The organism is Streptomyces sp. NPDC059851 (assembly GCF_042732005.1).
Lineage (GTDB): Bacteria > Actinomycetota > Actinomycetes > Streptomycetales > Streptomycetaceae > Streptomyces.
This window is the reverse complement of the sequence record NZ_JBHWJJ010000012.1, coordinates 66,523-89,817: the sequence shown is the minus strand read 5'-3', so window position 1 is coordinate 89,817 and position 23,295 is coordinate 66,523. Positions and strand designations below refer to the sequence as shown.

At 72.8% G+C, this 23,295-nt stretch carries 22 protein-coding genes and 1 riboswitch; of the genes, 14 read left to right on the top strand and 8 right to left on the bottom strand.

Going from position 1 to position 23,295, the window contains the following annotated elements:
* Window positions 1–456, top strand: a complete 456-nt coding sequence (locus tag ACFV7Q_RS06385) for an Lrp/AsnC family transcriptional regulator (RefSeq protein ID WP_179177713.1) — start codon at window positions 1–3, stop codon at window positions 454–456.
* 215 nt (window positions 457–671) lie between these two features.
* On the opposite strand, the gene ACFV7Q_RS06380 is transcribed toward ACFV7Q_RS06385, so the two are convergent.
* Together ACFV7Q_RS06380 and ACFV7Q_RS06375 are read right to left on the bottom strand one after the other, a co-directional pair.
* Window positions 672–998: a WhiB family transcriptional regulator gene (locus ACFV7Q_RS06380; protein WP_385424253.1), complete on the bottom strand. Its 327-nt coding sequence runs from the start codon at window positions 996–998 to the stop codon at window positions 672–674.
* Window positions 999–1,128: 130 nt separating this feature from the next.
* Window positions 1,129–1,851: a GNAT family N-acetyltransferase gene (locus ACFV7Q_RS06375; protein WP_385424250.1), complete on the bottom strand. Its 723-nt coding sequence runs from the start codon at window positions 1,849–1,851 to the stop codon at window positions 1,129–1,131.
* Window positions 1,852–2,263: 412 nt separating this feature from the next.
* Here ACFV7Q_RS06375 and ACFV7Q_RS06370 point away from each other — a divergent pair, with 412 nt between their 5' ends.
* Window positions 2,264–3,064 (top strand): carbon-nitrogen hydrolase family protein, encoded by an 801-nt coding sequence (locus ACFV7Q_RS06370; protein WP_385424248.1) that lies wholly within the window; start codon window positions 2,264–2,266, stop codon window positions 3,062–3,064.
* A gap of 115 nt (window positions 3,065–3,179) precedes the next feature.
* On the top strand, window positions 3,180–4,877 hold the full coding sequence (locus ACFV7Q_RS06365) for a flavin monoamine oxidase family protein (protein WP_385424245.1): 1,698 nt from the start codon (window positions 3,180–3,182) through the stop codon (window positions 4,875–4,877).
* Window positions 4,878–5,081: 204 nt separating this feature from the next.
* Here ACFV7Q_RS06365 and ACFV7Q_RS06360 read toward each other — a convergent pair whose 3' ends face one another.
* From ACFV7Q_RS06360 to ACFV7Q_RS06350, 3 genes are all read right to left on the bottom strand, one after another.
* Window positions 5,082–5,789, bottom strand: coding sequence for a DUF5995 family protein (locus tag ACFV7Q_RS06360; RefSeq protein ID WP_385424241.1), 708 nt, complete (start codon window positions 5,787–5,789; stop codon window positions 5,082–5,084).
* Window positions 5,790–5,929: 140 nt separating this feature from the next.
* Window positions 5,930–7,324, bottom strand: a complete 1,395-nt coding sequence (locus ACFV7Q_RS06355; protein ID WP_385424239.1) for a uracil-xanthine permease family protein — start codon at window positions 7,322–7,324, stop codon at window positions 5,930–5,932.
* 84 nt (window positions 7,325–7,408) lie between these two features.
* A complete protein-coding gene (locus ACFV7Q_RS06350; protein WP_385424236.1) occupies window positions 7,409–8,629 on the bottom strand; it encodes an MFS transporter in 1,221 nt (406 codons plus the stop codon).
* A 58-nt stretch (window positions 8,630–8,687) separates the two neighbouring features.
* On the opposite strand from ACFV7Q_RS06350, the gene ACFV7Q_RS06345 reads away from it, so the two are divergent.
* Window positions 8,688–9,839 carry an ROK family protein gene (locus tag ACFV7Q_RS06345; protein ID WP_385424233.1) on the top strand — a complete coding sequence of 384 codons (1,152 nt, stop codon included), beginning with the start codon at window positions 8,688–8,690 and terminating at the stop codon, window positions 9,837–9,839.
* Between the two features lie 12 nt (window positions 9,840–9,851).
* Here the strand turns inward: ACFV7Q_RS06345 and ACFV7Q_RS06340 are convergent, their stop codons facing one another.
* The 3 genes from ACFV7Q_RS06340 to ACFV7Q_RS06330 all read right to left on the bottom strand — a co-directional run bounded on the left by ACFV7Q_RS06340 (window position 9,852) and on the right by ACFV7Q_RS06330 (window position 14,054).
* Window positions 9,852–10,595, bottom strand: a complete 744-nt coding sequence (locus ACFV7Q_RS06340) for an SDR family oxidoreductase (protein WP_385424230.1) — start codon at window positions 10,593–10,595, stop codon at window positions 9,852–9,854.
* Between the two features lie 29 nt (window positions 10,596–10,624).
* A complete protein-coding gene (locus tag ACFV7Q_RS06335) occupies window positions 10,625–10,831 on the bottom strand; it encodes a hypothetical protein (RefSeq protein WP_385424227.1) in 207 nt (68 codons plus the stop codon).
* Window positions 10,832–11,669: 838 nt separating this feature from the next.
* Window positions 11,670–14,054, bottom strand: a complete 2,385-nt coding sequence (locus ACFV7Q_RS06330) for a chitinase C-terminal domain-containing protein (protein WP_385424224.1) — start codon at window positions 14,052–14,054, stop codon at window positions 11,670–11,672.
* Between the two features lie 271 nt (window positions 14,055–14,325).
* Window positions 14,326–14,455: riboswitch (FMN riboswitch) on the top strand.
* A gap of 151 nt (window positions 14,456–14,606) precedes the next feature.
* Here ACFV7Q_RS06330 and ribD point away from each other — a divergent pair.
* The 10 genes from ribD to ACFV7Q_RS06280 all read left to right on the top strand — a co-directional run bounded on the left by ribD (window position 14,607) and on the right by ACFV7Q_RS06280 (window position 23,265).
* The gene (gene ribD / locus ACFV7Q_RS06325; protein WP_385424221.1) at window positions 14,607–15,743 is read left to right on the top strand and encodes a bifunctional diaminohydroxyphosphoribosylaminopyrimidine deaminase/5-amino-6-(5-phosphoribosylamino)uracil reductase RibD; all 1,137 of its coding nucleotides are present in this window, start codon (window positions 14,607–14,609) and stop codon (window positions 15,741–15,743) included.
* Window positions 15,744–16,382 carry a riboflavin synthase gene (locus tag ACFV7Q_RS06320; RefSeq protein WP_385424218.1) on the top strand — a complete coding sequence of 213 codons (639 nt, stop codon included), beginning with the start codon at window positions 15,744–15,746 and terminating at the stop codon, window positions 16,380–16,382.
* A complete protein-coding gene (locus ACFV7Q_RS06315; protein WP_385424215.1) occupies window positions 16,379–17,032 on the top strand; it encodes a nicotinamide riboside transporter PnuC in 654 nt (217 codons plus the stop codon). Before ACFV7Q_RS06320 ends, ACFV7Q_RS06315 begins: the two co-directional genes overlap by 4 nt.
* A complete protein-coding gene (locus ACFV7Q_RS06310) occupies window positions 17,029–18,324 on the top strand; it encodes a bifunctional 3,4-dihydroxy-2-butanone-4-phosphate synthase/GTP cyclohydrolase II (RefSeq protein WP_385424212.1) in 1,296 nt (431 codons plus the stop codon). Before ACFV7Q_RS06315 ends, ACFV7Q_RS06310 begins: the two co-directional genes overlap by 4 nt.
* A gap of 66 nt (window positions 18,325–18,390) precedes the next feature.
* Window positions 18,391–18,876 carry a 6,7-dimethyl-8-ribityllumazine synthase gene (ribH, locus tag ACFV7Q_RS06305; protein WP_385424210.1) on the top strand — a complete coding sequence of 162 codons (486 nt, stop codon included), beginning with the start codon at window positions 18,391–18,393 and terminating at the stop codon, window positions 18,874–18,876.
* A gap of 35 nt (window positions 18,877–18,911) precedes the next feature.
* Window positions 18,912–19,193 (top strand): phosphoribosyl-ATP diphosphatase, encoded by a 282-nt coding sequence (locus ACFV7Q_RS06300; RefSeq protein WP_385424207.1) that lies wholly within the window; start codon window positions 18,912–18,914, stop codon window positions 19,191–19,193.
* 50 nt (window positions 19,194–19,243) lie between these two features.
* On the top strand, window positions 19,244–20,092 hold the full coding sequence (hisG, locus tag ACFV7Q_RS06295) for an ATP phosphoribosyltransferase (RefSeq protein WP_385424204.1): 849 nt from the start codon (window positions 19,244–19,246) through the stop codon (window positions 20,090–20,092).
* A 78-nt stretch (window positions 20,093–20,170) separates the two neighbouring features.
* Window positions 20,171–20,635, top strand: coding sequence for a PH domain-containing protein (locus ACFV7Q_RS06290; protein ID WP_385424202.1), 465 nt, complete (start codon window positions 20,171–20,173; stop codon window positions 20,633–20,635).
* A gap of 207 nt (window positions 20,636–20,842) precedes the next feature.
* Entirely contained in the window at window positions 20,843–22,195 is a 1,353-nt protein-coding gene (locus ACFV7Q_RS06285; protein ID WP_385424199.1) for a hemolysin family protein, read from the top strand.
* Complete coding sequence (locus tag ACFV7Q_RS06280; RefSeq protein WP_385424197.1) at window positions 22,192–23,265, top strand: hemolysin family protein; 1,074 nt, start codon at window positions 22,192–22,194, stop codon at window positions 23,263–23,265. The genes ACFV7Q_RS06285 and ACFV7Q_RS06280 overlap by 4 nt, the downstream gene beginning before the upstream one ends.
* The last annotated feature ends 30 nt before the right edge of the window (window positions 23,266–23,295 follow it).

Here is a 23,295-nt window from a genome sequence, read left to right as displayed (position 1 = left end):
GTGCGACTGAACGATCTCGACGAACGCATCGTGCACGCCCTCGCCGAGGATGCCCGCCGCTCCTACGCGGACATCGGCTCCGAGGTCGGACTCTCGGCCCCGGCCGTCAAGCGGCGCGTGGACAGGCTGCGGAGCGAGGGGGCCATCACCGGCTTCACCGTCCGCGTCGACCCCGCCGCCATGGGCTGGGAGACCGAGGGGTTCATCGAGATCTACTGCCGCCACAACACCTCCCCGGACGACATCCGGCGAGGACTGGAGCGGTACCCGGAGGTGGTGTCCGCGTCGACCGTGACCGGTGACGCGGACGCCCTCGTCCAGGTATTCGCCTCCGACATGCGGCACTTCGAGCGGGTCCTGGAGCGCATCGCGGGCGAGCCCTTCGTGGAGCGCACCAAGTCGGTGCTCGTCCTCTCCCCGCTCCTGCGCCGCTTCACCTCCGGCGCCCCCGCGTAGCGCGGGCCGCGGGACGGCCCCGGCCGGTCCGCCCGCCGGACCGCAGCGGCAGGGGTACGTGGAAGGCCCCCGGTATCCGGGGGCCTTCCACGTACCCGGGCCGCACTCCCCGAGGGGCGCCCGCACCGGCGACCGGCTCGCTCCGCCCCCCACGAGCCGCCCCCCACGTGCTACCGGGGAGCACCGCCCGCCGCACGGAGCCGGCAGGGGCGCGGTCACCAGCCGCGACCGGCACCGGAGGCCGGCGCGCGGCCGGCCCCCACGGGCTCCCGGCGGGCCAGCAGCGCCCGGCGCTCCTCCTCGGTCAGCCCGCCCCACACCCCGAAGGGCTCACGCGTGCGCAGCGCGTGCTCCAGGCACGCGGCCCGCACCGGGCAGACCGCGCACACCCGCTTCGCCGCCTCGTCGCGCTCCTCCCGCTCCGGCCCCCGCTCTCCCGCCGGGTGGTAGAAGCGGCCGGGGCCCAGGTTCCGGCAGGCGGCGCGCAGCTGCCACTGCCAGTGGTGGTACGCGGCCCCCGGAAGTCGTGAGACGTCGTTCATGGCGGTGTACCTCCTGTCGTCGTTGCGTCCGCGTGTGACCGCTCGCCGCCCCGGCAAACCTGCCGGCTGCCGCAGAGCACTCCGGATGGCGTGATTCCGCCCTTCCCGGGCCGGGCCGGGCCGGCACCGGTCAGCCCCGCGGCGCCGCGGGGGCGCGCAGACCGATGAAGGACGGGCGGCGGCGGAGGGCGAAACCCATGGACTCGTACAGGGCGATCGCCCCCGTGTTGTCGGCCGCGGCGTGCAGGAACGGCCGGTCGCCGCGCGCCGTGATCTCCGCCGCCACGGCCCGGACCAGCCGTGCGGCGAGCCCGCGCCCCCGGTGGTCCGGGTGCGTGCACACGGCGCTGATCTCCGACCAGCCAGGCGGCCGCATCCGCTCGCCCGCCATGGCGACGAGCCGTCCCTCGTGCCGTATGCCCAGGTAGGCGCCCAGTTCCACGGTCCGCTCCAGGAACGGTCCCGGCTTCGTCAGCTCCACCAGCTCCGCCATCTCCGGCACGTCCGCCGGGCCCAGCCGGACCGCCTCCGGTGCGGGCTCGGCCCGCACCGTCGAACCGTCCAGCTGTACGCCCTCGATCGACAGCACCGTCGTCCACCCGGGCGGCGGGGCCAGCAGCCCGGTGACCCACACCGGCCCGTCCGGACCCACCAGCTCCGCCAGGTCGGCCCAGGCGTCCGGGTCCCGCGGGTCCGCCAGCGCGGCGAAGGGCGAGGTGTCGGTGGTGTAGCGGGCGGCGAGCCCGCCCGGCGCGGTCTCGGCGAAAGCGCTGCCGCTCGGGCCGTTCAGCGCGGCCCAGACCGGGTTGTCCAGGACGTGGACGGGCGCGGCGGTCTCCGTTTCGGGCGACATGGGGCGGTGCACTCCTCTCCTCGGACGGCGCGCCCGGGCCCCGGACGGTGTCATGACGGCCCCGCGCACCGTCAACGGGCTACTCGGTACGACGGTCACCATGGTCAGCAACCACCGCGGGCGGCTTTATGCCCCGCGGCGGGCGGCAGGGCGCACCGCCGCCGACACGGCGGCCATACCCTTGATGACCTGCGGCGTCGCAGCGCCCGTCCAGCCTCCCGCCCCGGCGCCCCGGGCCCGTTCCCAGCTCCCGGCAGGACGAAGCGCGGGCCCCCTGCGCAACGAATCGCCGCCCCACCGGCCAAACGCGCAACGATTCGATGAGCGCAGCGCAACGGTCACGGCTTGTCCGGGTCGAACACAAAACCGTACCTTCGTAGGACCCCACCCCACCTGCCACAGAGGTACGCCCATGCCCCCGCTGCGCACCGCCCTCCTCCAGAGCTCCGGACTTCTCGGCGACACCGCCGTGAACCTGAAGGCGCTGGACGAGGCCGCGGCCCGTGCCGTCGAGGCCGGTGCAGGGCTCCTCGTGACCTCGGAGATGTTCCTGACCGGCTACGCACTGCCGGTCGAGGACATCGCCTCCCTCGCCGAGGCGGCCGACGGCACGTCGGCCCGCGCCGTCGCAGGGATCGCCCGCCGGCACGGGCTCGCCGTCCTGTACGGCTACCCGGAGCGGGACGGCGGGACCGTCTACAACTCGGCGCAGCTCATCGGCCCGGACGGGGCCCGCCTCGCGAACTACCGCAAGACCCACCTGTTCGGCTGCTTCGAGCAGGAGGCCTTCACGCCCGGCGACACGCAGGTCGTCCAGGCCGACCTGAACGGCCTCCGCATCGGCATCATGATCTGCTACGACGTGGAGTTCCCGGAGAACGTCCGGGCCCACGCGCTGGCCGGCACCGACCTCCTCCTGGTGCCGACCGCGCAGATGCACCCGTTCCAGTTCGTCGCCGAACAGATGGTCCCCGTCAGGGCCTTCGAGAGCCAGATGTACATCGCGTACGTCAACCGCACCGGCCCTGAAGGCGAGTTCGAGTTCGTCGGACTCAGCTGCCTCGCCTCCCCGGACGGGGTCACCCGCACCCGGGCCGGCCGCGGCGAGGAGATGGTGATCGGCGAGGTCGATCCCGAACTGCTGCGGAACTCGCGCGAGAACAACCCCTACCTGCGCGACCGCCGCCCCGGGCTCTACTCCTCCCTCGTCTGAGCCCCCTCCCGGCCCCCGGCCCCTAGGCCCCCGGCCGCCCCTAGGCTCCCCGGCCCCCGGCCCCCGGCCCGCTCCGCCCACCCCCTCTGCCCCACCCTGCAAGGAGTCGTACCCCATGACGTCCACGGTGCCCACCACCGCCGTCCCGCACAGCGACGGACGCCTGCCGATCACCATGTTCGGTCCGGACTTCCCGTACGCGTACGACGACTTCCTCGCCCACCCGGCGGGTCTGGGTCAGATACCGGCGACCGAGCACGGCACCGAGGTCGCGATCATCGGCGGCGGCCTGTCGGGCATCATCTCCGCCTACGAGCTGATGAAGATGGGCCTCAAGCCCGTCGTCTACGAGGCGGACCAGATCGGCGGCCGCCTGCGCACCGTCGGCTTCGAGGGCCCCGGCACCGAGGGCCTCACCGCGGAGATGGGCGCCATGCGCTTCCCGCCCTCCTCCACGGCCCTCCAGCACTACATCGACCTCGTCGGCCTGAAGACCGAGCCGTTCCCGAACCCGCTGGCCGAGGCCACCCCCTCCACCGTCGTGGACCTCAAGGGCGAGACCCACTACGCCGAGACGATCGCCGACCTCCCGCAGATCTACCGCGACGTCGCCGACGCGTGGAACGCCTGCCTGGAGGAGGGCGCCGACTTCTCCGACATGAACACCGCGATGCGCGAGCGCGACGTCCCGCGCATCCGCGAGATCTGGGCCAAGCTCGTCGAGAAGCTCGACAACCAGACGTTCTACGGCTACCTGTGCGAGTCGGAGGCCTTCAAGTCCTTCCGCAAGCGCGAGATCTTCGGCCAGGTCGGCTTCGGCACCGGCGGCTGGGACACCGACTTCCCCAACTCCATCCTGGAGATCCTCCGCGTCGTCTACACCGAGGCGGACGACCACCACCGCGGCATCGTCGGCGGCTCCCAGCAGCTGCCGCTGCGCCTGTGGGAGCGCGAGCCCGAGAAGATCCTCCACTGGGCGCAGGGCACCTCGCTGTCCTCCCTCCACGACGGCACCCCCCGCCCGGCGGTGACCCGCCTGCACCGCACGGCCGGCAACCGCATCACGGTCACGGACGCCTCCGGTGACATCCGCACGTACCGCGCCGCGATCTTCACGGCCCAGTCCTGGATGCTGCTCTCCAAGATCGAGTGCGACGACTCGCTGTTCCCGATCGACCACTGGACGGCGATCGAGCGCACCCACTACATGGAGTCCTCGAAGCTCTTCATCCCGGTGGACCGCCCGTTCTGGCTGGACAAGGACGAGGAGACCGGCCGCGACGTCATGTCGATGACGCTGACGGACCGGATGACCCGCGGCACGTACCTGCTGGACAACGGCCCCGACCAGCCGGCCGTGATCTGCCTGTCGTACACCTGGTGCGACGACAGCCTGAAGTGGCTGCCGCTGTCCGCGAACGAGCGGATGGAGGTCATGCTGAAGTCCCTCGGCGAGATCTACCCGAAGGTCGACATCCGCCGCCACGTCATCGGCAACCCGGTGACGGTCTCCTGGGAGAACGAGCCCTACTTCATGGGCGCGTTCAAGGCCAACCTGCCCGGCCACTACCGGTACCAGCGGCGCCTGTTCACCCACTTCATGCAGGACCGCCTCCCGGAGGACAAGCGCGGCATCTTCCTCGCCGGCGACGACATCTCCTGGACGGCCGGCTGGGCCGAGGGCGCCGTACAGACGGCGCTGAACGCGGTCTGGGGCGTCATGCACCACCTCGGCGGTGAGACCGACGCCACCAACCCGGGCCCGGGCGACGTCTACGACGAGATCGCCCCGGTCGAGCTCCCGGAGGACTGAGCCCCCGGCTCCCCGTGACCACGGGCCGCCCCCGCGTACACAGCGCGGCGGCGGCCCGTTTTCAACGCCCGCGCGGGACCTCGTCGAAGATCCCGGGAACCGGTTGCATCCCGATCGTTCTCGCTCAGGGCGTCGACACCGCGGTGGACGGGGCCGAGGCCGAAGCGGGCCGTCCGAGGGCGCGTCGGGTGCCGGGCCGCAGGATCAGCAGCCGTGCGCCGGCGCGTTGCGCACGGACGTCGGGGTCAGCAGGCAGCGGCCGACCAGGCCGACGCCTGCGCCCAGGGACTCCGTGAACTCACCCGTCAGGTCGGGGCTGTCGCGCAGCATCCACAGGAGGCGGGCCGCCGACCAGGCTGCGTCCCGGGCCCGTTCCAGGCTCCAGGAACCGAGCAGATGCGTCAGCGGGTCGGCGACCTCCAGCAGGTCCGGGCCCGGCATCAGGTCTTCGCGGATGTGCTCTTCCAGCGCCACCAGGGTGTCCCCGACCCGGTCGAAGTCGGCTTCCAGGGCGGCGGGCGCGCAGCCCAGGGCCCGGCAGCAGGCGACCACCGCCACAGGGAGGTCGTAGCCGATGTGCGCGTTGATCCCGGCCAGGGCGTGCTGGAGGGGGCGCACCCCGGGGTGACGCCGGTACTGGAACAGGGGCCGCCAACAGGCCGGTACCCGGCGACCGTCGGAGGCCGTCTCCACCGCCGCGAGGTACCGCTCCGCGAACAGCACGGTCAGGGTCGTGGCGGTGCGCACCTCGGGGAACCCGCCGCGGGCGATGCGCTCGCGCAGCTCGCGCGTGACCGTCAGGTAGACCCGGTTGAAGACCGCGACCCCGTCGCGCGGGTGCAACCGCCCGTCCAGCCCGCGCATCCGCGCGAGCACCGGGTCCAGCGACACCTCGACCGTCATCTGCGCCATGGGCCCGAGGGTTCCAGGGGCTGCCCGTCGACGGGAGGGCGCACGGCCGCGTTTCGCCGGTTCGGGGGAAACCGCGGCCCCCGGAGCACTGCTGCAGGGCACCACCCCGGGCGGATCCGCCGGGCCGGGGACGGGGCGGATCAGTCTGCGGTGCGCCCCGTGCCGTCGGCGTCGTACGTGGAGGTGCCCGCGTCCAGCAGCGGTTCCTGTTCCTTCATGTGTGCGGGGGCGAAGTAGCGCAGCGTGTGGTAGCCGGTGATCACCACGATCGTGCCGAGGGCGATCCCGCCGAGCTCGAACGACTCCGTCAGCTGGAGCTCCACCCCGCCGATGCCGATGATGATGCCCGCCGCGGCCGGCACCAGGTTCAGCGGATTGCGCAGGTCCACGCGCCCGTTGAGCCAGATCTGGGCGCCGAGGAGGCCGATCATGCCGTACAGGATGACGGTGATCCCGCCGAGCACGCCGCCGGGGATCGCCGCCACGACGGCGCCGAACTTGGGGCACAGGCCGAAGAGGAGGGCGAAGCCGGCGGCCGCCCAGTAGGCCGCCGTCGAGTAGACCCGGGTGGCCGCCATGACGCCGATGTTCTCGGAGTAGGTGGTGTTCGGCGGGCCGCCGACCGCGGTGGACAGCACGGACGCGGCCCCGTCGGCGGCGATGGCCGTGCCGAGGGTGTCGTCGAGCGGGTCGCCGGTCATCTCGGCGACGGCCTTGATGTGCCCGGCGTTCTCGGCGATCAGGGCGATCACCACCGGCAGGGCGACCAGGATCGCCGACCACTCGAACTGCGGGGCGTGGACGGCCGGCAGGCCGATCCAGTCGGCCTCGGCGACCCCGGAGAGGTCGAGCCGCCAGTGGTCGACGGCCCCGGTCCCGCCCGCCGGTGAGTGGATCTTGCCGAAGAGCAGGTCGAAGAGGGCGGAGACGGCGTACCCGAAGACCAGCCCGAGGAAGATCGCGATGCGCGACCAGAACCCGCGCAGACAGACCACGGCCAGCCCGGTGAACAGCATGGTCAGCAGGGCCGTCCACTGGTCCTGCGGCCAGTAGGTGGAGGCCGTCACCGGCGCCAGGTTGAAGCCGATCAGCATGACCACCGCGCCCGTCACCACCGGTGGCATCGCCGTGTGGATGATCCGCGCGCCGAACCGCTGGACCGCGAGGCCGGCGAGGAACAGGGCCACGCCCACGCTGAGCAGGGCGCCCGTGACCACCGCGCTGTCCCCGCCCGACGCCCGGATCGCCGCCGCCACGCCGACGAACGACAGCGAGCAGCCCAGGTACGAGGGCACCCGGCCGCGCGTGGCCAGCAGGAACACGATCGTCGCCAGACCTGACATCATGATCGCCAGGTTCGGGTCCAGGCCCATCAGGACCGGCGCGACGAAACTCGCACCGAACATCGCCACGACGTGCTGGGCGCCGAGCCCCGCCGTGCGCGGCCACGACAGCCGCTCGTCCGGCCGGACCACCGCGCCGGGGGCGGGAGTCCGCCCGTCTCCGTGCAGGGTCCAGCGCACGCCGAGGCCCATGTCCCACCCACCACTTCCGTCGAGCCGGTCGATCGAGCATTCCGGCCGCGACGGGTCGGTGGACCCGCCGAGGCCAGTGTCATGTTACGGCCGTATACCAGTGGGTTCGTCCCGATCGGCGAGGGCGGTGCCCCCGACCGCGGGCCGCGGCCGCAGTGCCGAGGCCCCCACGGTCAGCCCGAACGCCAGCAGCGTGACCAGTCCGAAGGACACCACGAGCGAGGTCGCGTCCGCCACTGCGCCGATCGCCGACGGGGCGATCAGTCCGGAGGTGTACGTGATCGTCGCGACACCCGCGATGGCCTGCGCGGGCGCCGGCCCGCTGCGCCCGGCCGCCGCGAACGCCAGCGGCACCACCACCGCGACGCCGAGCCCGATCAGGCCGAAGCCCACCAGGGCCGCGGCCGGGTGGCGGGCCGTCACCACCAGCAGTCCCCCCGCCGTGGCCAGCGCCCCACCCGCCCGGACCGTGCGCACCGCCCCGAACCGGTCCACCACCCGGTCCCCGGCGAGCCGGGCGAGCGTCATGGTGAGCGCGAAGGCGGTGGTGCTCGCGGCCGCGAGCCCGGCGTCCGCGTCCAGCACGTCCCGCAGGTAGACCGCCGACCAGTCCAGGCTCGCCCCCTCCGCGAAGACCGCGCAGAACCCGATGAGGCCGATCAGCAGCACGGACGCCGGCGGCCGGGCGAAGTGCGGCGGAACAGGTTCGTCCGCCCCGCTGCGCAGGTCCAGCACGCCCTGTACGGCGACGAGCCCGGCCGCGGTCAGCGCCAGAGCGGCGAGCAGGTGGTGCAGCTGCGCACCGCCCCCGGCGTGCGCGGCGACGGTACCGGCGGCCGACCCCAGGAGGGCGCCCCCGCTCCACATGCCGTGCAGCGAGGACATGATCGAGCGGCCGAGCCGGTTCTCGGTCTCCACGCCGAGCGCGTTCATCGCCACGTCCGACATCCCGGAGGTGGCCCCGTACACGAAGAGCGCGGCGCACAGCGCCGTCAGGTTCGGGGCGAGGGCGGGCAGGGCGAGGGACAGCGTCCACAGCGCCAACATCACGCGCAGCGCGGGCCGGGCGCCGAGGCGGTGGTTGACCCTCCCGGCCAACGGCATGGCGAGGGCCGCGCCGAGGGCGGGGAAGGCGAGGGCGAGGCCGAGGGCCCCCGCCCCGATCTGGGTGTGGTCCTGGATCCACGGGATGCGGGTGGCGAAGGAGCCGGTGACGGCGCCGTGGACGCAGAAGACTGCGGCGATGGCGATCCTGGCGCGGCGCAGGCGCTCTGGACCGAGGTCGGATTCCCCGTTCATGACCATGAAACTATCAGGAAGCCTGCCTGATGGTAAGGGCGGCGGAGCTCCTTAGGATGGGCGCGTGACTGCTGCCAAGGCCCGGCCCTCCGCCGCCCCGTCCCCCGCCTCGCCGAGCACGGCCCGGGCCATCAACGACCGCCTCGCCCTGCGCCTGCTGCGGGAGGAGGGAGCCCTGACGGCGGCTCAGCTGAAGGCGCTCACCGGGCTGTCCCGCCCCTCGGTGGCCGACCTGGTCGAGCGACTCACCCGGGCCGGGCTCATCGAGGTCGTGGGGGAGTCCGGCGAACAGCGCCGCGGCCCCAACGCCCGCGTGTACGGGATCGTCGCCCGCCGCGCCTACCTGGCGGCCCTCGACGTACGCACCGACAGCGCGACCGCCGTGGTCACGGACCTGCTCGGCCGGCCCCTGGCCGAGAAGGCGCTGCCGGTGGACGCGGTCGAGGAGGCCGTGGACGTGCTGGAGGCGCTGGCGGGCGAGACCGGCGCCGACCGGCTGCACACGGTGGTCGTCGGCGCCCCCGGACTGGTGGCCCGGGCCGGCGGGGAGCTGCGCAGCACCGCCGGACTGCCCGCCTGGCACCGGGACCTGGTGGCCGCCCTCCAACGGCGGCTGCCCGCGCAGGTCGCGGTGGAGAACGAGACCAACCTGGCCGCCCTGGCCGAGCAGCGCATCGGCACGGCCCGGGACGTGGACTCCTTCGTCCTGTTGTGGCTCGGCGCCGGCGTCGGTGCAGCCGTGGTCCTCGACGGCCGCCTGCGCCGGGGGGCCTCCGGCGGAGCCGGCGAGATCGGCTTCCTCCCGGTGCCCGGCACGGGGGTGTTGCCCTCCGGCGCGGACTGCTCGGGCGGCTTCCACAGTCTGGCCGGCCGGGCCGCGGTGGCCGACCTGGCCGCCGCGCACGGTTTCACCGGGCCGGTGGGCGACGCGGTGGCCGGAGCCGCCGGGGCGGCCTTCCTCGACGCGCTCGCCGAGCGCATCGCCCTCGGCGCGGCCGCCGTCACCGCCGTACTGGATCCCGGGTGCGTGGTGCTCGGCGGCGAGCTCGGCCATGCCGGCGGCCCCGCCCTCGCGGACCGGGTCGCCCGCCGGCTCGCCGCGCTCACCCCGGTGCCGACCTCCGTCCGGGCCACCGCCCTCGGCGACCCGGCGGTCCTCGCCGGCGCCCGGCTGGCCGCCGCCGACGCCGCCCAGGCGGACCTCTTCGGGGCCTGACCGGCCTCCGGGTCAGGCCCGTTCGGCCAGGAAGTCGGCGAAGGTCACCTTGCCCACGGCGTTCTGCGGGGTCAGGTTGCCGCCGCGCCGGAATGCCGCGTACGCCTTGCCCGCCAGCGGCAGCGCGAACACCCGGCGCCCGCGGCCGGTCGCCTCCAGGTACGCACGCCCCAGCTCCACCAGCGCGTGCACCTCGGGCCCGCCCATGTCGGGGACCCGGCCCGCCGGGGTCGGAACCGCCAGTTCGGCCATCCGGTCGGCGACCTCCGTCACGGCGACCGGCTGCACCCGCACCCCCTTCGGCAGCGGCACCGGCAGCACCGGCAGCTTCGCGACCGTGTCCGTGACCATCGCCACCAGGTCGTGGAACTGCGTCGTGCGCAGGATGGTGACCCCCAGCCCCGACTCCAGGAGCATCCGCTCCACCTGGTGCTTGACCTCGTAATAGCGGAGCGGGATCACGTCCACGCCGACGATCGAGACGTAGACGGTGTTCGTGACGGTCCCCGACCGCCGGGCCGCCTCGATCAGGTGCCCGGCGGCCACGTCGTCACCGCCGCGCGGGTTGGTCGCGCAGTGCACGACCACCTCCGCGCCCGCCGTCGCCGCGTCCAGCCCGCGGCCGTCCATCAGGTCCACCGGGTGGTCCTGGGAGTGCCGGCTGAGGGCCCGCACCTCGTGGCCCGCCGCCCGCAGCCGGGCGACGAGCGGAGAGCCGAGGGTGCCCGTGCCGCCCGTGACGAGGATCGTGCTCATGGTGTCCGTCCTTAACTGGGGAGGTGCGTTCACCCGCTGGGATTGGACAGCGACGGGGAACGTGACAGCTGCCGCTGCAGGAATTCCAGCTTGTGCGGGTTCACCACCGCCCGCACCTGCCTGACCAGCCCCTCGTCGAACTCGACCAGCAGGACCCCGTCCCCGCCGACGATCAGCGCGGGCTCCCCGTTGACCACGGCGAAGTCGAGCCGGAGGCCCGCGGCGTACTTGTGCAACGCCCCCGCCAGGAACCGGGCCACCCGGTCCCGGCCAGACGACCGGCCGCAGGGCCGAGCTGACCACGCCGCCGCCGTCCGACACGTACCGCACGTCCGCGGCGAGCATCCCCTCCAGCCGGACCAGGTCGCCGTCCCGGGCCGCAGCGAGGAAGGTCTCCACCAGCACGCGCCAGTGCGCCGGGTCCGCCTCGAAGCGCTTGCGCTCCGAGGCCGCCGACCGGCCTGCGGCGGCCCGGCCCTCCGCCACCCGCGCCGATGCCCGGCGGTAGAGCTCCCGGCAGTTGGCCTCGGACAGGTCGAGGAGCCCGGCGATCTCCGGTGGCCGTACGCGAAGGCCTCGCGCAGCACGTACACGGCCCGCTCCCCCGGAGTGAGCTCCTCCAGCAGCACCAGCAGGGCCGTCGAAACGCCGTCGCGCTGCTCCGCCGACTCCAGCGGCCCGAGCGCTCCGCCGTCGGTGAGGACGGGCTCCGGCAGCCAGGGACCCACGTACTGCTCGCGCCGGGCACGCGCCGAGGTGAGCCGGTGCAGGCACAGGTGGGTGACGGCCTTCGCCAGCCAGGCGCCGGGATGCTCCACGGACGGTGTCCTCGGCCTCGCCCGCGGAGCCGAGCATCCGGTAGGCGATGCCGAACATCCGGGACCGGTGCTCCTCGAAGGCCGCGGTGCGGGCGGTGGCAGAAGTGATCACCGCGGCAGGGTACGGGGAGCGCGGGCCGGGCGGACCGGGCTGCCGGGGACGCGGGTGGGCCCGGGCGCACGGGCGGGGACCCGGTGGCGCCGGGCCACCGGGTCCCCGCGTCCTGCCGGCCGACCCGGCCGTGTCACACGGGTGTCAGCAGGCGCCCAGGTCCTTCCAGACGCCCCAGTCGCCGGTGGTTCCGGGTTCCTCGTTCTGCGTCCACCACTGGGCCTTCCAGTTGCGGCCCTTGTGGGAGACGACCGTCCCGCCGGTGTGGACGCTGCCCGCGACGTACGCCGGGTTGGTGCAGGTGCCGCCCGGCGGCGGGCTGGTCGGGGGCTGGCTGGTCGGCGGCGGGCTCGTGGGCGGCTGGCTGGTCGGCGGCTGGGAGCCGCCGCCCGGTTCCACCACCGCGGTGCCGCGGGCCAGGTCGCCGGCCAGGGCGTACGTGGTGCCGGAGACGCTCACCGTCCAGTTGGAGGGGGTGGACACGGGCAGGTAGTAGTTGAACGCCAGGTCGACGGAGGCGCCCGGGGCCAGTGACTGCCAGGCGGGCAGCTTCAGCGAGACCCGGTGGAAGTCGCCCTTCAGCCCGCCCGTGTTGCTACCGGTGTGGCCGCTGCTGATCACCTTGGTGCCGAAGCCGGATTGGTCGGAGGCGTTGTCCGGGGCCGAGGTCGCGTAGTCGAACTGGAACTCGGTGCCGCCGGGCAGCGCCACCTTCGTATTGTTGGTGATCTTGATCTTCGGGGTGATCGGGTAGTTCGAGTCGCCGAGCTTGAACTCGGTGAACTCCACCTGCACGTCCACGGCCCGGGTCGGCAGCGCGGTGGCACCCGCCTTCTTCGCCCCGTACGGGGAGGCCGCCTTGAACTTGTCGTACATCAGTGAGGTGAGCGTGGAGCCCATCTCGTACTGGCCCTTCGCCGCGTTCCAGGCGTAGTCGCCCGCCAGTTCCCACACCATGGTGCCGCCGATGCCGCGGTCGACCACGTAGTCGGCCTTGGCAGCCACCGACTGCTCGTCCTCGGTGGACAGGAAGACCTTCTTCTGCGCGTTCCACAGCCACGGTGCTACCAGGGCCGAGTCGTACGTGCGGACGTAGGTGCCGGTCAGCGTGGTGTTCGCCGGGAAGCCGTACCGGGTGACGTAGTCGCCGACGATCCCCTTCTCCAGGTTCTTGGCGTGCCACATCGGGTTCGAGCCCGCCGGGGACTCGTTGCCGTTGTCGTCCTTGTCGTGCCACAGGTTGTCGATGCCGACCGCGCCGTCACCGCACTTGGTCAGGCCGGAGCCGGCCGGGCAGCCGGTCGCCGCCGCCTTGCCCCACAGGCCGTTGGTCCCGCCCTGCACGTTCTTGTGGCCGCGGGTGTAGTACGGCAGGCCGATGTTGATCCGGCCGGCCGGCATGGAGCCGCGGAAGTAGTGGTACGCCCAGTCGGTGTTGAGGTAGCCGATGCCGCCGTACTGCTGGGAGCCGTAGACCCCGGCGGCCGCGAGCTCGCCGTCCTTGCCGTCGTCGAAGAGGGAGGCGTTCGGGCCGACGTGCTCGTTCCAGGCGCCGTGCAGGTCGTAGGACATGATGTTGACGTAGTCCAGGTACTTCTGCATCTGGTACGTCTCCATGCCGCGCAGCAAGTAGCCGGAGGACGGGGCGGCCACGGTCAGCAGGTAGTGCTTGCCGTCGGCGGCGCCCGCCCGGTCCAACTTCTCGCGGAGGGTCTTCATCAGCGCGTCGTAGCCCTTGACCAGGCCGGCCCGGCGGGGGTTCGCCAGCGACCAGTCCAGCGGGTTGCCCGCGTCCTTCATCGACGTCGCGTACTCGTAGTCGATGTCGACGCCGTTGAAGCCGTACTTCTTCACGAAGGCGACGGCGGAGTCGGCGAAGGTGTTGATGCCCGCCTGGTTGACGGAGCCGTCGGGGTGGGTGGCCATCGCGTAGAAGCCGCCCGAATCCACCCGGGTGCCGTCGGCGTCGAAGTAGCCGCCGGTCTCGGCCCAGCCGCCCACCGAGACCAGCGTTTTCACGTCGGGGTGCTGCTTCTTGTACTTGGTCAGCAGGTTGAAGTGGCCCTTGTAGGGGAGGGTCGGGTCCATCTCGGCCCCGGCCACGCCCGGCCAGGTCATGCCGGTGGCGGCGTTGTCGGGTCCGTCCGCGCCGACCGAGATCCTGTTGTCGCCGCCGATGTGCGCGAAGGCGTAGTTGATGTGGGTGATCTTGTCCCACGGGATGTCGTCGGCGAGGTAGGCGGGCCGGCCGTCCTTGCCGGTGCGCCAGCCGGTGAAGTAGCCGATCACGCGCCGCTGGTGGTCGGCGCCCATCTTCTCGCGGCCGTCGGTGTCGTAGACCGAGCAGTAGGGGACGTCTACGCCGGGGGTCCGGTAGAGGCCGTCGGGCCGACAGTTCTCTCCCCCGGACTCCGTCCGGGGGGACCCCCAGGCTGCCGGCCCGGTCGTGGTGAGCCCGGTTGCCAGCAGTCCGGCGATCGCCGCGCCGGCTGCCAGGAGCAACGCTCTCGTGCGTGTGGGGGACAGCATGGTGCCTCCTGGGGAAGGGAGGAGTGCAGGACACAACAGGCAGGGAAGTGGTGCGTGTTGGCCCGCGACGTGCGCACATCTGACGGGCCCTCTCCCGGGGAGGTGAAGGGAACGTTAAGAGGACTAGACCAAGCCGTCAATAGGTCTGGACCAATCCTGGGTGCACTTGACGGACTCCCGCGAAACCCCCCCGGCTGTGACTCAGGCCACAGCATTTCTCCCGCATGGCCTCCGATCGCCCGTGGCAGACTGGCAGGAGTACCAGTAAGAGCAGCGCACTCCGGGGTCGGTGTAATTCCGAACCGGCGGTATAGTCCGCGACCCGTCCGCAGCCAGCGGCCGGTTGACCAGGTGAAATTCCTGGACCGACGGTGAAAGTCCGGATGGGAGGCAGTGCGCGGCGGGCAGTCACACCGGTACGCCGCCGTCGGCGGTCCCTGCGCGCGTCCCCCCGGGACGCGTGCCGAGCGGACCGTTCATCCGACCTCGGCGTCCCCGCGTGCCTGTACCGCTCATCTGTCGTAGCCCGACAGGCCCCGGAGTCCGTGCCCGATGAGGCAGGAGGACCCGGTGGCACCCCACGCCGCGCACGCACCGCACGACGCGGACGCAGACACCCGCGCCATGCGCCGCGCCGTCGAACTCGCCGTCCGTGGCCTCGGCTCCACCAGCCCCAACCCGATCGTGGGCTGCGTCATCACCGACGCCTCCGGTGCCGTCGTCGGCGAGGGCTGGCACCAGCGCGCCGGCGGCCCGCACGCCGAGGTCCACGCCCTGAGCGCCGCAGGCGCCGCCGCCCGCGGCGGCACCGCCTACGTCACCCTCGAACCCTGCAACCACACCGGCCGCACCGGACCCTGCGCCCAGGCCCTGATCGACGCCGGCGTCCGCCGCGTCGTCTACGCCGTCCCCGACCCGAACCCCCAGGCCAGCGGCGGCGGCACCACCCTGCGCGCCGCCGGGATCACCGCCGAGGGCGGGCTCCTCCAGGCCGAGGCCGAGGCGGGCAACACCGCCTGGCTGACCGCCGTGCGCCTGGGCCGGCCCCACGTGACCTGGAAGTACGCCGCCACCCTCGACGGCCGCAGCGCCGCCGCCGACGGCACCAGCCGCTGGATCACCTGCCCCGAGTCCCGCGCCGACGTCCACCGCCTGCGCGCCGAGTCCGACGCCGTCCTCGTCGGCGGCGGCACCCTGCGCGCCGACGACCCGCACCTCGCCGTACGCGGTGTCGACGGCGTCACGCAGCCGCTGCGCGTCGCCATCGACACCCGCGCCTCCCTGCTGCCGTCCGCCCGCATCCTCGACGACGCCGCACCCACCCTGCTCGTCGTCGGCGAGGACGCCGACACCCGGCACCTGCCAGGCGTCGAGGTGCTCCGCCTGCCGCTGCGCGACGGCCGCATCGGCATCCACGACCTGCTCGCGGAGCTGTACGCCCGCGGCGTCCGCGCCCTCTTCCTCGAAGGCGGCCCCACCCTCGCCGGAGCCTTCTTCGAAGCCGGCGCCGTCGACCGCGTCGTCGGCTACATCGCCCCGGCCCTCCTCGGCGCCGGACCCGCCGCCCTCGCCGGCGCCGGCATCACCACCCTTGCCCGCGCGGTCCGCCTGGAGATCACCGAGGCCGTCCGCACCGGCACCGACCTGCGCATCACCGCCGTCCCCACCACCGCCCCCAAGGAGCACTGAGTGTTCACCGGAATCGTCGAAGAACTGGGCGAGGTCACCGCCGTCGAGCAGCTCTCGGAGGCTTCCCGCTTCCGCCTGCGCGGCCCCCTCGTCACCGACGGCGCCAAGCACGGCGACTCCATCGCCGTCAACGGGGTCTGCCTGACCGTCGTGGACACCGCCGACGGCGAGTTCACCGCCGACGTCATGCAGGAGACCCTCAACCGCTCCAGCCTCGGTGCCCTCCGGCCCGGCTCCCGGGTCAACCTGGAGCGCCCCATGGCCCTCGGCGGACGCCTCGGCGGCCACCTGGTCCAGGGCCACGTGGACGGTACCGGCACGATCCTCTCCCGTACCCCGTCCGAGCACTGGGAGATCGTCAAGGTCTCCCTCCCGGAGAACCTCGCAAGGTACGTCGTAGAGAAGGGCTCTATCACTGTGGACGGCGTCAGCCTCACCGTGGTAGATGCCGCCGCCGAGCACTTCACCATCAGCCTCATCCCCACCACCCTCGCGCTGACCACCCTGGGCACCAAGCAGCCCGGCGACCCGGTCAACCTGGAGGTCGACGTCCTGGCCAAGTACGTCGAGCGCCTGCTGGCCGCCGGCGTGGACCCCCTGGCCGCGCGCGCCGACGAAGCCGAGGAGACCGACCGGTGACCGCCCTGAGCTGGCTCAACGCAGAGGCCTTCACCGTCTTCGGCCAGAAGGTCATCTGGTCCGACATGATCGGCAACCTCATCGGCCTGGCCGCCCTCGCCCTCGGCTGGCGCCGCTCCATCTGGACGTGGCCCGCCCAGCTGCTCTCCGGCCTGATCCTCGTCGCCGCCTACGCCTCCGCGCACCTCGCCGGTGGCGTCGGCAAGCAGCTCCTCGTCATCGGCGTGGCCGCCTGGGGCTGGCGCGCCTGGCACCTCGGCAAGCGACAGGCCCAGGACGGCTCCCTCGCCGTGCGCACCGGCACCTGGACCGAGCGCGGACTGCTCCTGGCCGGCGCGGCCCTCGGCACCCTCGCCGTCGGCGGGCTGTTCACCCTCTACCCGAACCTCTCGTGGAGCCCGTGGGCCGACGCCTACATCTTCGTCGGCACCGTCGTCGCGATGGTCGCCCAGGCCCGCGGCCTCGTGGAGTTCTGGTTCGCGTGGCTGCTCGTCGACCTCGTCGGCGTCCCCCTCGCCTTCACCAACGGGCTGGCGTTCTCCGGCCTCGTGTACGTCGTCTACTTCGCGCTCGTCCTGTGGGGTGCCCACGACTGGTACCAGCGCTCGCGCACCACCACCGCCCCGGCCCTGGAAGGAGCAACGGCATGACCCCCCTCAAGCCCGTCCCCGACTTCGACGCCCTCCTCGCGGAGTCCTTCCGGCTCGACCCGATCGAGCAGGCCGTCCGCGACATCGCGGCCGGCCGCCCGGTGGTCGTCGTCGACGACGAGGACCGCGAGAACGAGGGCGACCTCGTCGTCGCCGCCGAGAAGATCACCCCCGAGATCGTCGCGTTCATGATGAGCGAGTGCCGCGGGCTGATCTGCGCCCCCATGGAGGGCCCCGAGCTGGACCGGCTCGAACTGCCCCAGATGGTGCAGGACAACACCGAGTCGATGAAGACCGCCTTCACCGTCTCCGTCGACGCGGCCGCCGCCCACGGCGTCACCACCGGCATCTCCGCCGCCGACCGTGCCACCACCCTGCGCCTGCTCGCCGACGGCGCCTGCGAGCCCTCCGACTTCGTCCGCCCCGGCCACGTCTTCCCGCTGCGGGCCAAGCCCGGCGGCGTCCTGGTCCGCAACGGCCACACCGAGGCCGCCGTCGACCTCGCCCGCCTCGCGGGCCTGCGCCCCGTCGGCGCGATCGTCGAGATCGCCGGCGAGGACGGCGTCATGCTCCGCCTGCCCGAGCTCATCCCCTTCGCCCGCAAGCACGGCCTGTCGATCATCTCCATCGCGGACCTGATCGACTACCTCCGCTCCACCGAGCCGACCGTGCGCCGCGAGGCCGAGGTCACCCTGCCGACCTCCTTCGGCGACTTCACCGCGTACGGCTACCGCTCCACCGTCGACGGCGTCGAGCACGTCGCCCTCGTCCACGGGGAGGTCGGCGACGGCGATGACGTCCTCGTCCGCGTCCACTCCGAATGCCTGACCGGCGACATCTTCCACTCCCTGCGCTGCGACTGCGGCCCCCAGCTGCACGCCTCCATGGCCCGCATCAAGGAGGAGGCCCGCGGCGTCGTCGTCTACCTCCGCGGCCACGAGGGACGCGGCATCGGCCTGGTGTCCAAGCTGCGGGCGTACGAGCTCCAGGAACGCGGCCGCGACACCCTCGACGCCAACCTGGAACTCGGCCTCCCGGCCGACGCCCGCGACTACGCCGCCGGCGCGCGGATCCTCGCCGACCTGGGCGTGAAGAGCGTCCGACTGCTGACCAACAACCCCGAGAAGTCCGCGGCCCTCGTCCGGCACGGCATCGCCGTCAACGACCGGGAGCCGATGCCCGTCGAGGCGGGCGAGCACAACCTGCGGTACCTGCGCACCAAGCGGGACCGGATGGGCCACGACCTGCCCTGGCTGGGCGAGACCGTCCCGGCCGCCTGCGGCAACCAGTAGGACAGCACCGGTACACCTGAACCACGCACCATCACCCACGAACACGAACCACCGAGGAGCACAGCAGTGAGCGGCAAGGGCGCACCCGAACTGAGCGTGAAGAACTGCGGGGACCTGCGGGTCGCCGTCATCGCGGCGCAGTGGCACGAGAAGGTCATGGACGGTCTCGTCGACGGCGCCCTGCGCGCCCTGCACGAGCTGGGCATCGACGAGCCCACCGTGCTCCGCGTCCCCGGCAGCTTCGAGCTCCCGGTGGTGGCGAAGGTACTCGCCGGTCGCGGTTACGATGCCGTCGTCGCCCTCGGAGTGGTCATCCGCGGCGGCACCCCGCACTTCGACTACGTCTGCCAGGGCGTCACCCAGGGCCTGGTGCAGGTGTCGATCGACACCGGAGTCCCCGTCGGCTTCGGTGTACTGACCTGCGACGACGAGGCACAGGCGCTGGACCGCGCCGGCCTTGAGGGGTCGAACGAGGACAAGGGGCACGAAGCGGTCATCGCCGCCGTCTCCACCGCAGCAACCCTGCGGTCCGTCAGCGAACCCTGGCGCTGAGTGGCGGCGGACGACCCCGTATTCTGAGGACCATCATGGCGAACGAACCCTCCAAGACCTTCGAAGAGCTCTTCACGGAGCTCCAGGCCAAGGCCGCTGCCGGCGATCCCGGCACCTCCCGCACAGCCGAACTGGTCGCCAAGGGCGTCCACGCCATCGGCAAGAAGGTCGTCGAGGAGGCCGCCGAGGTCTGGATGGCCGCAGAGTACGAGGGCGAGGAAGCCGCCGCCGAGGAGATCTCCCAGCTGCTGTACCACGTTCAGGTGATGATGGTGGCGCGCGGGATCTCCCTCGACGATGTCTACAAGCACCTCTAGACACACCCACACCACACACACCTATCGCATCTCGCACTGAAGGAAGCCTCATGCTGCGCATCGCCGTCCCCAACAAGGGCTCTCTCTCCGGAGCGGCGTCGGCGATGCTCCATGAGGCCGGCTACCGCCAGCGCAAGGAGTCCAAGGAGCTCGTGGTCGTCGACCTCGAGAACGAGGTGGAGTTCTTCTACCTCCGCCCCAAGGACATCGCGATCTACGTCGCCTCCGGTCGGCTCGACCTGGGCATCACCGGCCGCGACCTGCTGCTCGACTCGGGGGCCAACGCCGAGGAGATCCTTCCCCTCGGCTTCGGCAAGTCCACCTTCCGCTACGCCACCAAGCCCGGCACCGCGAAGGGCACCGAGGACTTCCACGGCATGACGATCGCCACCTCGTACGAGGGCATCGTCGCCAAGCACCTCGCCGACCAGGGCATCGACGCCTCCGTCGTGCACCTGGACGGTGCGGTCGAGACCGCCATCCAGCTCGGCGTCGCCGAGATCATCGCCGACGTCGTCGAGACCGGTACCAGCCTGCGCAACGCCGGCCTGGAGGTCATCGGCGAGCCGATCCTGAAGTCCGAGGCCATCGTCATCCGGCGCGACGGCGCCGACGGGGACGACCCGCAGGTGCAGCAGTTCCTGCGGCGCCTCCAGGGCGTCCTCGTCGCCCGCAGCTACGTGATGATGGACTACGACTGCCGTGCCGAGCACCTGGAGCGCGCGGTCGCCCTCACCCCGGGCCTGGAGTCCCCGACGGTCTCCCCGCTGCACAACGAGGGCTGGGTCGCCGTCCGCGCGATGGTCCCCGCCAAGGACGCCCAGCGGATCATGGACGACCTGTACGAGCTCGGCGCCCGCGCGATCCTCACCACCTCGATCCACGCCTGCCGCCTGTGACGCGTACGCAGACCCGTACGCCCACCCGTACGCCGTCGACCGACCCGTACGCCCCCTGAAGAAGGCATCACCCGCACCATGGCCGAGTCCGCCGCCCAGCCCGCACTACCCGCCCTGCCGGTCACCTTCCGGCCGACCCGCACGCGGGTCGTCCTGCTGGGCGTCGGGCTCGCCATGTTCGCGACGATCACCGCGATCGCCCTCCTGCTGGAGAACCTCAGCGGCGGTGAGCGGATCAGCTTCGTCGTCACCGCCGCCCTGATGGCCTCCGTCCTGGTCCTGCTCAGCCGCCCCAAGGTGGTCGCGGACGAGACGGGCGTCACCGTGGTCAACCTCACGACCACCCGCCGCCTGGTGTGGGCGCAGGTCCTGCGCGTCAACCTCCGGCCCGGCGACCCCTGGGTGTTCCTGGACCTCAGCGACGGCACCAGCCTGCCCGTCCTGGGCATCCAGCCCGGCGTGGCCAAGCAGCAGGCCATCGGCGACGCGCGCACGCTGCGCGCCCTCGTCGAAGCCCGCGGAACCGGGCGCCACGACCACTGATAGGGCCTGCGCCGACAAGCGGACCGCTGCGTCCCATTGCGGCGGCGATCTCAATGACTACCCTGGTGGCGGGCGCGGCCGTGCGCCCACCCACCGGCCCCGGGACCCCGTGGCCCGAGGGCACCTGCAACTCAAGGAGTGACTCCCTCCGGCAATGGACGGACCGTCCGGTAGTACCCGCGCCGCCCTCCCCGTGGAGGCGGCCGCATGACCATCCCGCTACTCCTGCTCCTGGCGGCCTTCGCCCTGATCCTCGCCAACGGCTTCTTCGTGGCGGCCGAGTTCGGCCTCGTCACGGTCGAGCGGCCCGAGGCCGAACGCGCCGCAGCCGAAGGCGACCGCCGTGCCCGTACGGTGGTCAGGGCCCTGCGGGAGCTGTCGTTCCAGCTCTCCGGCACCCAGCTCGGCATCACCATCACCTCCCTCGTGGTCGGCATGCTCGCCGAACCCGCCCTCGCCGCACTGCTGGCCGGGCCCCTCGCGGCGACCGGCCTGCCCTCCGGAGCCGTCTCCGGCGTCGCCGTGGGCATCGGCATGCTGCTCGCCTCGGCCGTCCAGATGGTCGTCGGCGAGCTCGTCCCGAAGAACTGGGCGGTCTCCCGGCCGCTCCAGGTGGCACGCTTCGTGGCCGGGCCGCAGACCCTCTTCTCCCGCGCGTTCCGGCCGGTCATCGCCGGCCTCAACGCCGTCGCCAACCGCCTCGTGCGGGCCTTCGGCGTGGAACCGGCCGAGGAGATGGCCTCCGCCCGCACCCCCGGCGAACTGGTCTCCCTGGTCCGCCACTCGGCCCAGGCCGGTGCCCTCGAACAGGACACCGCCGACCTCTTCGTACGGACCCTCTCGCTGGGCGAGCTCACGGCCCAGCACGTGATGACCCCCCGGGTGAAGGTCAGCGCCCTCCAGCAGACGGCCACCGCCGCCGACGTGCTCAACCTGACCCGCGCCACCGGCCTGTCCCGTTTCCCGGTCTACCGGGAGCGCATCGACGAGGTCACCGGCGTCGTCCACCTCAAGGACGCCCTCGCCGTGCCCGAGGCCGACCGCGCCCGCACCACCGTGGGCCGGATCTGCGTCCCCCCGCTGCTGGTGCCCGGCTCCCTGCCGGTGCAGCCGCTGCTGGAGCGGCTGCGCAGCGAACAGCCGATGGCCGTGGTCGTCGACGAGTACGGCGGCACCGCCGGCGTGGTCACCCTGGAGGACATCGTGGAGGAGCTCGTGGGCGAGGTCCGCGACGAGCACGACTTCGCCGAGGACGACGGCCCCGAGCTGGCCGCCGTACCCACCGAGGACGGCCGGCCCTCCTGGGAGGCCGACGGCAGCTGCCGGGTGCACACCCTGCGCCGGATAGGCCTGGAGGTGCCCGACGGCCCGTACGAGACCGTCGCGGGCCTCGTCGCGGACCTGCTCGGCCGGATCCCCGCCCCCGGTGACCGCGCCGAACTGCCGGGCTGGAAGCTCTCCGTCCGCCAGGTCGGCCGCTACCGCGCCGAACGCGTCCGCCTGGTGCGCACCGCGCCCAGCCCGGCCGTCCCCGCCGAACTCGAGGCGGCGGGCCGGTGAACGCGCTCCAACTCCTGTTCGCCCTGCTCCTGGTCCTCGCCAACGGCTTCTTCGTCGGCGCCGAGTTCGCCCTCGTCTCCGTACGCCGCAGCCAGATCGAGCCCCTCGCGGCCGAGTCCAAACGGGCCCGCCAGGTCCTCCACGGCCTGGAGAACCTGCCGCGGATGATGGCCGCGGCCCAGTTCGGCATCACCCTGTGCTCGCTCACCCTCGGCGCGGTCGCCGAACCCACCGTGGCCCGGCTGCTGGAGCCCGTCTTCCACGCCGCCCACGTCCCCCAGGGCCTGATCCACCCCCTCGGCTACGCCGTCGCCCTCGCCGCCGTGGTCTTCCTGCACCTCGTCATCGGCGAGATGGTCCCGAAGAACCTCGCGATGGCGGCCCCCGAGCGGACCGCCCTGTGGTTCAGCCCCGGCCTGGTCGCCTTCGCCCGCCTGTGCGGTCCGATCACGACCGCCCTCGGGGCCTGCGCCGCCGTCGTCCTCCGGCTCTTCAAGGTGGAGCCGAAGGACGAGGTCGAGGCCGTCTACACCAGCGCCCAGCTCGGCCGGCTCGTCGAGGACTCCCGGCAGGCCGGGCTCCTGGAACCGAGGGAGCAGGAACGCCTGGAGGACGCCCTGGAGCTGGGCAGCCGCCCGGTCACCGACGTGCTGCTCGCCCGCGACCGGCTGGTCACGGTCGGCCCGGCGGCGACGCCCCGGCAGATCGAGCAGCTGACCGTCCGCACCGGGTACTCCCGCTTCCCCGTCCGCTCCGAAGGCGGCGCCTTCATGGGCTACCTGCACGTGAAGGACGTCCTCGACCTGGAGGACCGGGAGCGGGCGGTGCCGCAGCGGGTCTGGCGCCGCATGCCGACGCTGTCGTCCACGCTTCCCCTGGACGACGCCTTGAGCGTCATGCGCCACGACGCCACCCACCTGGCCCAGGTGGCGGACCCGGCCGGCCGGATCCTGGGCCTCGTCGCCCTGGAAGACGTCCTCGAAATGCTGGTCGGCGAAGTCCGGGACCCCGCCCACCGCATCCCGCCCCGCCGCCCCGGCCCCCAGCCGGTACGCGCCCTGACCGCCTGACCGCCTGACCCCCAGGGCCCGGCCCCCGCG